Origin of the sequence: Caballeronia sp. dw_276, from assembly GCF_018449635.1 — a bacterium.
In the GTDB taxonomy this organism is placed as follows: Bacteria; Pseudomonadota; Gammaproteobacteria; order Burkholderiales; family Burkholderiaceae; genus Caballeronia.
Genome location: NZ_JAAVUV010000001.1, coordinates 262617 through 275079, shown reverse-complemented (window position 1 = coordinate 275079; position 12463 = coordinate 262617). Strand labels below are relative to the sequence as shown.

Below are 12463 nucleotides of genomic sequence, written 5' to 3'. Positions count from 1 at the left end.
ACCCAAAACCTCGCCACCAGTAAGCCATATCCCTTCGGTTTGGGCGCCAGCGCGCGCAGCGCGGAGGCCTGGTTAACGGATTCCCACACTGGTGGCGAAGCGTGTGGGTTGCCTTTGACGGAGGGGGAGGGTTTCAACTGTCCAGGATTATTCGCTGAGCGTGCTTTTGGGGTACCAAACCGTTGTCACTGCACGCTGTGGACACTTAAGAATTAGCGGTTGAGAGGCGTTTTCTTTGCTTCGTTTCTTTGTCGCCGTTGGACAAAGAAATGAAGTGCCGCCACGCACAGTGGCTAATAGTGCTAAAGAAATTAGATAAGACGGAACGCGCGAAGACCTAAAAAGCAGCAACCCGGCACCAACCCCGACCACTAAAAACCCCCATAATTCCCGCCCAAGTGCGAACGAAAATTCTATGCCGAATTCATTCCCCGACAAGTTACTCCCGGGCGCGCCCTACCCGCTCGGAGCAAACTGGGACGGTTTAGGTGTCAACTTCGCCGTCTTCTCCGCGAACGCGCAAAAGATCGAAGTCTGCCTCTTCGACACAACCGGCCGCAAAGAACTCACCCGCTTCGAACTGCCCGAATGCACCGATGAAATCTGGCACGGCTACCTCCCCGGCGCACACCCCGGCACGGTCTACGGTTTCCGCGCCCACGGCGCCTACCAGCCGCAACACGGCCACAGGTTCAACCCGCACAAACTCCTGCTCGACCCCTACGCCAAGAAACTCGTCGGCCAATGGCGATGGTCCGACGCGCTCTTCGGCTATCGCGTGCACTCGAACCGCCTCGACCTTTCGATGGACCGCCGCGACTCCGCCCCCGCCATGCCGAAATGCGTCGTCACCGACGACGCCTTCGACTGGTCCCGCGACAGTCGCCCGAACGTCCCCTGGGGCGAAACGGTCATCTACGAAACACACGTGCGCGGCACTTCCATGCTTCGCAACGACATCCGCCAGCACGAACGCGGCTCGTTTGCGGCGCTGTCGTCGCCGTGGTTTATCGAACATTTGCAGAAGCTCGGGATTACCGCCGTCGAATTCCTGCCCGTGCACGCGTTCCTCAACGACCGCTTTCTCGTCGAACGCGGCCTGAAGAACTACTGGGGCTACAACACCGCCTGTTTCTTTGCGCCCGAACCGTCCTACCTCTCGACCAATCGTCTCAACGAGATGCGCATCGCCGTGCGCCGGCTGCACGCGGCGGGCATCGAAGTGTTTCTGGACGTGGTCTACAACCACACGTGCGAAGGCAATGAACTCGGGCCGACCATGTCATGGCGCGGCCTCGACAACGCCAGCTATTACCGCCTGATTCCCGGCGATGAACGCCACTACATCAACGACACCGGCTGCGGCAACACGGTCAACCTCTCGCATCCGCGCGTGCTGCAAATGGTGATGGACTCGCTGCGCTACTGGGCGACGGCGTTCAACATCGACGGCTTTCGTTTCGATCTCGGCGTGACGCTCGGCCGCGAAGGCCATGGCTTCGATCCGGGTTCGGGTTTCTTCGATGCCATCCGTCAGGACCCGATCCTGAATACGCGAAAGATGATTTCGGAACCGTGGGATATCGGGCCCGATGGTTATCAGGTCGGCAATCATCCGCCGGGTTTCGCGGAATGGAACGATAAATTCCGCGATGGCGTGCGCCGTTTCTGGCGCGGCGACGCAGGGGTGCGCCCGGATCTCGCGGCGCGGCTGACGGGATCGGCAGAGTTGTTTCATCGAAGGCACAGGAAACCGTGGGCATCGGTGAATTTCGTGGCGTCGCACGACGGCTTCACGCTCGCCGACGTCACCGCCTACGACCAGAAGCACAACGAGATCAACAAGGAAGGCAACAACGACGGTCACAACGAAAACTGCAGCACGAACTGGGGCGTGGAAGGCCCGACCGACGACCCCGAGATCCTCGAAACACGCGCCCGCGTGGCGCGCGCGCTGGTCGCGACCAACCTGCTGTCTCTCGGCACGCCGATGCTCCTCGGCGGCGATGAATTCGGCCGCACGCAAATCGGCAACAACAATGCGTATTGCCAGGACAACGAGATCTCGTGGATGGACTGGCGTCTCGCCGATACCCCCGCCGGCCGCACGATGACGGAGTTCATCGCGCGTGTGATTGCGTTGCGAAAAAACTACCCGCTGTTACGCGAAATGCGGTTCCTGCACGGCGACAAGGAAGTGCTTCCCGGCCTTTACGATGTCGGCTGGTTCGACGAACGCGGCGCCGCACTCACTACCGACGCATGGCAGGACCCGGAAGGGCGCGCGCTCACGCTGCGTCGCGCGGGGCCTGGGCTGGACGGGAAGATCGACGTCATGCTGATCATGATGAACGCGTCCCCCGCAGCGCTGACTTTTGCGCCGCCCGCGCCGCACTTGGAATGGAATGTGCTCATGGATAGCGCTGTACCTGACGCGCTGCAGTCGCCGTTAATCGGCGCGGAGCTGGAGGTGCAGGCCCACAGCGTCACCGTCCTGCTTGCGCAGCCAACCGGCGACGCCGACTGGCAGGCCGTGTGGATGGCGGGGGCGCACGAGGGCCCGCGCTTGCTGACCGCGCTGCCGCCGGACCCCGGCACGATCGGACCGAGGCGCACGCCAGACCCGTGGAAATCGCCGGAAATCCCTGCGACGCCTGCGGCCCCGGGCGAACATGAAGTTGAATGAATAAGCAACCAATGCGGCGAACGTGGCGGTGACTAAAGCCTACGCACCACAGCGAAGTATTTGAAAGCGCACTTGAAGGCAAAGAGACCATGTCTGAAACCCCCATCGATCCGCACAAGCGCCAACACGCCCATTGCCTGCCTTTCGGCGCCCACCTCACCGATGCCGGCCACACACGGTATCGGTTCTGGGCGCCTTCGCTCAAATCGGTGCAGCTCGAACTGTACGGCGACGACCAGAAACCCACGCTCATCGATATGAACGCGACCGGCGACGGCTGGTACGAAGCCCTTGCCGAAGGCGGCGCGGGCACGCGCTACCGCTACAGATTGAACGATGATCTCGCCGTGCCAGATCCCGCCTCGCGTTTTCAGCCCGAGGACGTTCACGGTCCGAGCGAGGTTATCGATCCACGTGCGTTCCGTTGGGAAAACACGAGTTGGCATGGCCGGCCGTGGGAAGAAACCGTGCTTTACGAATTGCACGTCGGAACGCTTGGCGGTTATGCCGGCGTGACGCAGCGCCTCGAAGAGCTTGCGCATCTCGGCGTGACGGCAATCGAGCTGATGCCGCTCAATGACTTCAGCGGCACGCGCAACTGGGGTTACGACGGCGTGCTGCCCTACGCGCCGGATTCGGCATACGGCACGCCGGACGAACTGAAGACGCTTATCGATACCGCGCACGGGCTCGGCCTGATGGTTTTCCTCGACGTCGTCTACAACCACTTCGGCCCGGACGGCAACTATCTGAGCGCGTACGCGAAGACGTTTTTCCGCGAAGGCGTGAATACGCCGTGGGGTCCGGCGATCGATTTTGAACGTCCGCAAGTGCGCGATTTCTTCTTCGATAACGCCATCTACTGGCTCAACGAATATCGCTTCGACGGATTGCGTCTGGACGCCGTGCACGCCATCAACGACGACGAATGGCTGCGCGAATTGTCAGACCGCGTGCGCTCGTCGGTGGAACATGGGCGGCATGTGCATCTCGTGCTGGAGAACGAGCACAACACGTCGAATTTATTGGAATCGCATTTCAATGCGCAGTGGAGCGACGACTCGCACAACACGTTGCACGTGCTGCTGACCGGCGAAGACGAAAGTTATTACGGCGCCTACAGTGAAGAGCCGATACAAAAACTCGCCCGCGTCTTGAGCGAAGGTTTCGTGTATCAAGGCGAACCCTCGCCCATCCACGATAACAAACCGCGTGGCGAACCAAGCGGCCATTTGCCACCGACCGCGTTCGTGATGTTCTTGCAGAATCACGATCAGGTTGGAAACCGCGCAATGGGCGACCGGCTGCGCACGCTCACGTCAGAAGATGCGCTTTACGCCGCAACGGGTTTGATGCTTTTATCGCCGCAAATCCCCATGTTGTTCATGGAAGAACAGCACGGTTCAACCCAGCCGTTCCTGTTCTTCACGGACTACCACGACGAACTCGCCGATGCCGTGCGCGAAGGCCGCCGCAAGGAATTCGCGAAGTTCACCGCATTCACCGATGAAAAACGCCGTGCGCAAATCCCGGATCCTAACCATATCGATACGTTCAAGATGTCCTCGCCCGACGCAACAAAGCTTGCCGCCGACCACAACGACTGGCTGCACTTCTACCGCTCGGCGCTGGCTGTGCGCACGAAGCTGCTGATGCCGCGCCTGAAGAATTCGAAGGCGCTGGGCGCCAAGGTTATCGGCGAGAAGGCGGTCGTCGCGAACTGGCGGCTCGGCGACGGCAGCACGTATTCCGTTGCGCTGAATCTCGGCCGCGAACCCGTCAAACTTACGGGCCATCCGCCGGGCAAGGTCGTCTTCGAAACGCCGGCGCGCGCACGCGATACTGCGGACAAGGGCGAGCTTGGCGCCGAGACTTTTATCGCGTGGCTGACGGGCGATTTCGCCGATGCCGCGTTCAATCATGACGCCCGCCGCGTCAAAGCTTCGGGGAAAACCTCGTGAGCACGATCACCACACCGCCGGGCACGTCCGGCCACGCACCCACGCCGCCGAGTCCCATCGAGGCGCTCGCCATCAAGGCCGGCTTCGAAGTCGAATGGCAGGATGCGCACAAGCAAATGCAACGCGTGCCTGAAGAAACGCTGACCGTGCTGCTGGACCGGCTCGGCTTGCCTTGCGGCACCGCCGCGCAGCTCAAGCAAAGCACCGCGACGCTCGACGCCGAGTTGACCGGCCGCAAGCTGCCGCCGCTGATGACCGCTGAAATCGACCGCGCGATCGCGCTGCCGGTCGCCGCCGTGAAAACGGGCGTGCGGTATCGGATAGAGCTTGAAAGCGGCGCTGTGATCGACGGACGATTCACGTCGCCACGCGGCGAAACCGCGTTGCTTTCGCCGATCTCCGAGCCGGGTTATCACACGCTCGTGATCAACGAGCAGCGCACGACGCTCGCCGTGGCGCCGGCGCGCTGCTATACCGTCGACGACGCATGGCGCGTGATCGAATCCAACGCGAAGAAAGCCCCGCCGATGTGGGGCGTCGCCGCCCAGGTTTACGGCTTGCGGCGCACGGGCGATGGCGGTGTCGGCGATTACACGGCCCTTGCCACGCTGGCCGCCGAAAGCGCCCAACGCGGCAGCCACGCCGTCGCAATCAGCCCGATGCATGCCATGTTCAGCGCCGAGCCGAACAAGTTCAGCCCGTACTCGCCGTCGTCGCGCTTGTTTTTGAACATCGCGCATATCGATCCGGCGGCGGTCATGGGCGCGGAAGCTGCGCAAGCCGCAATCAAGACAGCCAATGTCGCCGATGAATTCGCCGAGCTCGAAGCGCTCCAGCTCATCGACTGGCCGCGCGTGGTGACGGCAAAGCTGGCAGTATTGCGCGCGCTCTTCGCCCACTTCAAGTCGCGCATCGACGACTCCCTGCACAAGGACTTCGCGAAGTTCGTCAAACAAGGCGGACGCGCGCTGGAAGATCACGCGCGCTTTGAAGCGCTGCAAGCGGTGCAGTTGAAGGAATCGGGCGAAGGCCACTGGCGCAACTGGTCGAACGATCTCAACGATCCGCGCAGCCACGCCGTCTCCGAATTCGCCGATGCACACAAAGATGAAGTCGAATTCTTCCTCTTCGCGCAATGGCTCGCGGCGAAGGGTTTGTCGCATGCGCAGCACGTGGCGCGCGATTCCGGCATGGCCATCGGGTTGATCGCGGATTTGGCCGTGGGTTGCGACAGCGCGGGAAGTCACGCCTGGTCGTATCGCGATGAAATGTTGCAAGGCGTGTCCGTCGGCGCGCCGCCTGATCTGTTCAACCAGAAAGGGCAATCGTGGGGACTCACCACGTTCTCCCCACGCGCAATGCGAACGCAGGGCTTCACGGCGTTTATCGATATGCTTCGGGCCGCGTTCACACTTGCGGGCGGAATCCGTATCGATCACATTCTCGGATTGCGCCGTTTGTGGCTCGTGCCCGACGGCGAAAGCGCGAAGGACGGCGCATATCTTCGGTATCCTCTCGAAGATTTGTTGCGCCTCATCGCGCTCGAATCATGGCGTCACAAGGCGATCGTCATCGGCGAAGATCTCGGCACCGTACCGCCGGGTTTTCGCGAACGGCTGCAAGAACATGGTCTGCTCGGCATTCGCGTCCTGTGGTTCGAACGCGCCGAAGAAGGTCCCCGCTTCAAGGCGCCCGCCGACTGGGATCACGATGTCGCCGCAACGACCACCACGCACGATCTGCCGACCGTAACCGGCTGGTGGACGGGCGAGGATATTGTGTGGCGCTCGAAAATCGGCCAGACCGCCGTTCGCGCAGATGGTAAGAACGCCGTTGAAATGGCGCAGGCGGAACGCGGCGAGGATCGCGAATTGCTGTGGACTGCTTTCCAGGAAGCCGGCGTTGCCGCGCCGGATGTTGGCATTGCAGTCGATATCTCGCCGCAAACGGCACCGGTCGACGAAGCGCTCGCGTTCGTGGCATCCACGCCCGCGCCGCTCGTGACTTACCCGTTGGAAGACCTGCTCGCGCTCGCCGAGATGCCGAACCTGCCCGGTTCCATCGACGAGCATCCAAATTGGCGCCGGCGGTTGGCTGTTCCCGTATCCGAGCTGTTCGATGACGATTCGTTCGTCGACCGTCTGCTTGCCGTCGACCAGGTCCGACAAAAATCCGCCCAGCCGAAGGCGGCCGCGCAAGACACCGCGCATAACGCATCACCCACTGACTGAACACCATGACCGTCCCGCGCTCCACGCTTCGCCTACAGCTTCACAAGGATTTCACGTTCGACGACGCCGCGCGCCAGGTCGACTACATGGCGTCGCTCGGGATCAGCCACGCGTATCTGTCGCCGATCACAACCGCCACGAGCGGTTCCACGCACGGTTACGACACCGTCGACTACACCCGCGTGAACCCCGAACTTGGCGGCGAAGAAGGCCTGAAACGCCTTGTCGAAAAATTGCGCGCACATGAGATGGGCGTGATCGTCGACATCGTGCCGAACCACATGGGCGTGGGCGGGTCCGAAAACCTCTGGTGGATGGACATCCTCGAATGGGGCCGTCACGCAGCGCATTCGCGTTATTTCGATGTCGACTGGCATTCGCCCGACCCCGCGCTGCGCGGCAAGGTGCTCGCGCCGTTCCTGGGCGCCGCGTACGGCGAGGAACTGAAGGGCAACAAGATCAAGCTGACCTTCGACCCTACCGACGGCCGATTCAAGGTTACGTACTACAGCAACACCTTCCCGGTCAGCCCGCTCGACTACGCGTCGATCCTGCAGGAAAGCGCGCCGGACATGGCACAGCGTTTCACCGGCCTTTCGACGCAACCAGCCGACCAGCCACGCGCCGACGAAGCGCGCGCGGCACTCAAGGAATTCGCTGCATCGGACGAAGGCAAGAAGGCCATCGATACCGCCGTGCGCGCTCATTCCGGCGACAACGTGGTCGGCCGCGACCGTTTGCATCGCTTGCTCGAACGTCAGCATTACCGTCTCGCGTGGTGGCGCACGGCGGCGGATGAAGTGAACTGGCGCCGTTTCTTCGACGTCTCCACGCTCGGCGGCATGCGCGTGGAGCGACCGGAAGTGTTCGAGGCATCGCACGCGCTGATCTTGCGGCTCTTCACCGAAGGCTTGATAGACGGCGTGCGTATCGATCACGTTGATGGCCTCGCCGAGCCGCGCGAATATTGCCAGCGGCTGCGCAATCGCCTCGAAGACCTGGCGCAGCAGCGGCCTGAAAACCTGAGACAAGCCCGCACGTATTTCGTCGTCGAAAAGATCCTGGCGCGTGGCGAGCCCGTGCGCGACGACTGGCAGATCGACGGCACCACCGGCTACGATTTCATGAACGACGTCGGCGCGCTGCTGCACGATCCGCGCGGCGCACAACCCTTGGCGCAAAGCTGGGCGGAGTTGTCTGGACGCCCCGCCGAGTTCGAAGTCGAAGCCGAAGCCGCGCGCCGCAAGATCCTGGCCGAGAATCTTTCCGCCGAACTCGACCGCGTTGCGCGCGCGTTGCATCGGATCGCGCGCGACTTGCCCGCCACGCGCGACTTCACGTTTTCATCGCTGAAACGGGTGACGGCTGAACTCGTCGTGCACTTCCCCGTGTACCGGATCTATCCAGTCAGCGGACAACGCAGCGCCGAAGACGAACGCTTCTTTTCGATGGCATACGCAGGCGCGAAGTCCGCACTGGCGCCGGCGGATCACGGCATTCTCGATCAGGTCGCGCAATGGCTCGGCGGCCCGGGCGGCGAAGAACCCGTAGAAGAAAAGCCGCCGCGCGAACGCCCGCTCGATCGCCACGGACGCGAGCGCCCGGTCAGCGCGTTCAACAACCCGCCGGCGAGCGTCAACGGCTCGAATTCCATCGGTTCACACAGGCGCAACGCGCAGACCTTGTTCTCGCAACTGACCTCACCGGTGGCGGCCAAGGCCGTTGAAGATACCGCGTGTTATCGATACGGCCGGCTCATCTCGCGCAACGAAGTCGGCGCGGATCCGGGCGAGTTTTCGTTATCGGTCGAGAAGTTCCACGAAGGCAGCCAGGAACGCGCCGAACGCTTTCCGAACGCCATGCTCACAACCGCCACGCACGATCACAAGCGCGGCGAAGATGTGCGTGCGCGGATCGCGGCGCTGAGCGAAATCCCCGAAGAATGGGCTGCAACGCTCAAAAGCTGGTCGACGCTGAACACGCCGCATCGCCGCATCCTGAACGCCGATGAAAACAGCTGGGCGCCCGGCGCCGCCGCCGAAGCAATGCTGTATCAAACGCTGGTTGGCTGCTGGCCGCCGACGCTTTCCCCCGACGATGAAGCCGGCGTCACGGAACTCGCCGAACGCGTGAGCGCGTGGCAGTTGAAGGGAATGCGCGAAGCCAAGTTGCGCACGAGCTGGTTCGCGCCGGACGAAGCGTACGAAAACGCCTGCCGCGATTTTCTCTTCGATATCCTCGCGCCCCAGCGACGCGACGGTTTTCTCGGCGAGTTGCCGGCGTTCGTCGCGCGCATTGCAAAGACGGGCGCCATCAACAGTTTCCAGCAGACCTTGTTGCGGCTGACATCGCCGGGCGTGCCGGACCTTTATCAGGGCACCGAACTATGGGATTTCAGTCTCGTCGATCCCGATAATCGCCGGCCCGTCGACTTCGAGCAGCGCCGTGCGTGGCTCGCTGAAGGCGAGGCGCAAGGGGCACCATCGGAACAATTGCAGAACTGGAAGGATGGCCGCGTGAAGCTTGGCATCGTGCGCCGGGCGCTTGCATTGCGGGCGCATGCACAGTCGCTGTTCGAGCAGGCATCGTATGTGCCGCTGAAAGTGGAAGGCGCGCATGCGGACAGCGTGATTGCGTTCGCACGGCATGTGGGAAGCGCGTATGTGATCGTCATCTCAACGCGCCTGGCGGACGCCCTGCTCGCCGAAAACGATACCGGGCTTCCTCTGGTCGATGCCGCCCATTGGGGCGACACGGCGGTGGTGTTGCCGGAGGCGCTGGCATCGCGGGCGTTGTTCGACTGGCTGAGCCCGAACGCGCCCAAGTCCGACGGTCAGCGCCTGTTCATGCGCGATGCCTTGGCTTCAATGCCGGTTGCATTGCTGATGGAAGAAGGCGTGCCGCGGGCCTGATCGAGCAACGCTGAAGGAAGCGGACGAATCAGTCCGCTTCCTCCGCGACCTCTTCATGCGGATACACGCGCACGAGCACGATGCGTGGTCCGTTCATCTTCTTCACGACAATATCGAAGCGATCGAAGCCCACGCGCTGGCCTTCGCTTGGCAGATCGCCCAGCGCGTTGATCACGAGCCCGCCGACCGATTCCGCCTGCCCTTCATCGATATCGATCCCCAGCGCCCTTTCCAGCGACACCACCGGCAGACTGCCCTTGCCCATCAGCGTGCCGTCGTCCATGCGTGACCAATCGGCATCGCCTTGACGGAACTCGTCGTGAATCTGGCCGACGAGCGCGCCCAGCAGGTTGTCGAGCGTGAGAAAACCCATCGGCTTTTCGCCTTTGCGTCCGACCAGTGCGAAGTGTGGCGCGCCCTTGCGAAAACGCCGGAACAATTCGAGCGCCGAGAGGTTTGCCGCTACGTACTGAACCGGGCGCACATGCCGCTCGAGGGTATCCTGTTTCGTGTCCTGACGTGTCAGGCCATGGAGCAGGCCGCGCCCGGCGCCATCGCGTGCGAGCAGCAGGTCTTTCAGATGGATCATGCCAAGGACGCGTTCGTTGCTGGCATCGGCGAAAAGCGGATAGCGGCTGAAACGATGCCGCGCGATCACCTGCATGTTGTCGCGCATCGGCAAGTCGTTGCGCAGGCCGATCATCTCGTGGCTCGGACGCATCAGGTCGGACACCGTCATGCGGCTGAAATCGAGCGAATGCGCGATGGTGTTCCATTCGTCGGCGTTATAGCTCGAGTCGGCGTTCGACGTGGAGAAACCGAGCGTATCCGGCGTAGTCGAGGCCCCGGTCAAACGGCGGCCGCGCAGGATCAGTTTGAGTTCGTCAGTGGAATAGTGGGCGTCGCCACCGTGTTCGGCGCTCAATCCAAACAGGCGCAGCACGAAATTCGCGCTCGAATTGAGCACCCAGATGAACGGGTACATTGCCCAATAGAAGCCGTAGAGCGGCATGGCGACCCACAGGCCAACCTGTTCCGCACGGCGGATCGCCCAGGATTTCGGCGCGAGTTCGCCGACCACGATGTGCAAAAAGGAAATACAGGAGAACGCGAAGAACAGGGAGATAGCATCGATCAGCTTCGCCGATTCGATACCCGCCAGCGCAAAAAGGGGATGTAGCAGTTCGGCGAACGCGGGCTCGCCGAGCCAGCCGAGCCCGAGCGACGCCAGCGTGATCCCAAGCTGGCAAGCCGACAAATACGCGTCGAGCTTGCCGTGAACTTTCGCAAGCAGGCGTCCGGGCAGGCCGTTCGACCGCGCGATCGCCTGGACGCGCGTGGCGCGCAACTTGACCAGCCCAAACTCGGCCGCGACGAAAAACCCGTTCAGCGCGACGAGCAGCAAGGCACCAATTAGCGCGACAACCTGATTCAAAGCAACTTGCTCCGCAAGAGAAAACGCCAGTATAGAGGCGCAAGCTGGTCGAAAGTTAAATCAGGTGCTGCTCAAGGGCACGCGAAGTTTGAGCGTGACGTTGGCGCCATCGGCTATGTCGTCGTGTTCGAACGTGCCGCCGTGCGCTTCCGCCACCCGCTTGCAGAGCGCCAATCCCCATGCAATGCGCGCCGCTTCACGCGGCAAGGTGGCCTGCTTGCGGGCGAACGCTTCGAGCGCATGGGGCAAATCGGGATCGCCAAGTGCTTTCACCGATGCCGTAAAGCTGACAGCAGCGACAAACGCGCCGTCCTCCACGCGCGCCTGCGTGATCACCGTCGATCCGGCTGAACTACTCTCGGTGGCGAACGCGAGCATCAGCCAGAGTGCCTGGATCAGGCGTTCGTTATCGCCGATGATCTGCTCTTCAGCCAGCGCCGATTCCACCTGCAGCGTCACGTGGCGCGCCGTCGCCAGGCTTGCGCGCGCTTCGCTGGCCGCGTGCTCCACGAGCGGACGCAAGGCGAGCGGGACGCGGTTCAGCGCGAGTGTCTTGGTCTCGGAGCGGGTTGTATCGATGGATTGCTCGATCAGCTTCACCTGCTGCTCGACGCCCGAGCGTATGCCGCCCAACGCGCGCTGGGCGGAGGCATCGGTGGTATCGACCTTGCGTTCGAGCACATAGCCCCAGCTATGAATGGCATTCAGCGGTCCGCGCAGATCGTGCGACACGACGCCCAGCACATGATCGCGCATGAACAACGCCGCTTCGGCGCGCAGGTGCGCGGTGCGTTCATCCGTCTGCTTCTGCTGGGTTTGCGCGGCGGTATCCAGGCCGCACGGCGACACGATCAGGGTCACCGTGTCGGTATTGGGCAACGCGAGGATGTTGTAAGCGCGCGCGCCGCCCTCCTCAATCGATACCCGCGCGCGCCGGACGCCGCCCGCGGCGAGCGCGGCATCGGCGGCTTCGGCCAAAACCGCGATGAGCGGCTTGGGCAAAGGGGTATCGACGAGTGCGAGGCCATCGAACGCATGGGCGTCGAGATCGAACAGATGGATGAAGACGGTATCGGCGGAAAGGCAGCGTTGCGCGGCATTCAGGACGAGCACGCCATCCGTGCCCGCGACCGGCGCTTCAGGACGGGGAGCGCGCCCCGTTTCGACCGTGCCGGAAAAAGACGTTGTCACGATTGGAAATCCTTGAGCGTTGATAAATGCGAGGACCTTGCCCGGTT

General features: G+C 62.5%; 6 protein-coding genes. 4 read left to right on the top strand and 2 right to left on the bottom strand.

All coding sequences use genetic code 11. From position 1 onward, the window contains the following. The first annotated feature begins 415 nt into the window (after positions 1-415). From glgX to treY, 4 genes are all read left to right on the top strand, one after another. Positions 416-2686: a glycogen debranching protein GlgX gene (gene glgX, locus HB633_RS01180; protein WP_213776242.1), complete on the top strand. Its 2271-nt coding sequence runs from the start codon at positions 416-418 to the stop codon at positions 2684-2686. Between the two features lie 89 nt (positions 2687-2775). Beyond that, positions 2776-4647 (top strand): malto-oligosyltrehalose trehalohydrolase, encoded by a 1872-nt coding sequence (gene treZ, locus HB633_RS01175; protein WP_213776241.1) that lies wholly within the window; start codon positions 2776-2778, stop codon positions 4645-4647. A gap of 5 nt (positions 4648-4652) precedes the next feature. Further along, positions 4653-6878: a 4-alpha-glucanotransferase gene (gene malQ / locus HB633_RS01170; RefSeq protein WP_346730253.1), complete on the top strand. Its 2226-nt coding sequence runs from the start codon at positions 4653-4655 to the stop codon at positions 6876-6878. 5 nt (positions 6879-6883) lie between these two features. After that, positions 6884-9790: a malto-oligosyltrehalose synthase gene (gene treY / locus HB633_RS01165; protein ID WP_213776240.1), complete on the top strand. Its 2907-nt coding sequence runs from the start codon at positions 6884-6886 to the stop codon at positions 9788-9790. A gap of 28 nt (positions 9791-9818) precedes the next feature. Here the strand turns inward: treY and HB633_RS01160 are convergent, their stop codons facing one another. Together HB633_RS01160 and HB633_RS01155 are read right to left on the bottom strand one after the other, a co-directional pair. Beyond that, positions 9819-11225, bottom strand: a complete 1407-nt coding sequence (locus HB633_RS01160) for a hemolysin family protein (protein ID WP_213776239.1) — start codon at positions 11223-11225, stop codon at positions 9819-9821. Positions 11226-11285: 60 nt separating this feature from the next. Further along, positions 11286-12416 carry a HAMP domain-containing sensor histidine kinase gene (locus HB633_RS01155; RefSeq protein ID WP_346730241.1) on the bottom strand — a complete coding sequence of 377 codons (1131 nt, stop codon included), beginning with the start codon at positions 12414-12416 and terminating at the stop codon, positions 11286-11288. Positions 12417-12463: the final 47 nt, after the last annotated feature.

Bases quoted from the DNA above. Each gene is read 5' to 3' on its own strand.
- glgX (WP_213776242.1), top strand. From the start codon at position 416: ATGCCGAATTCATTCCCCGACAAGTTACTCCCGGGCGCGCCCTACCCG.
- treZ (WP_213776241.1), top strand. From the start codon at position 2,776: ATGTCTGAAACCCCCATCGATCCGCACAAGCGCCAACACGCCCATTGC.
- treY (WP_213776240.1), top strand. From the start codon at position 6,884: ATGACCGTCCCGCGCTCCACGCTTCGCCTACAGCTTCACAAGGATTTC.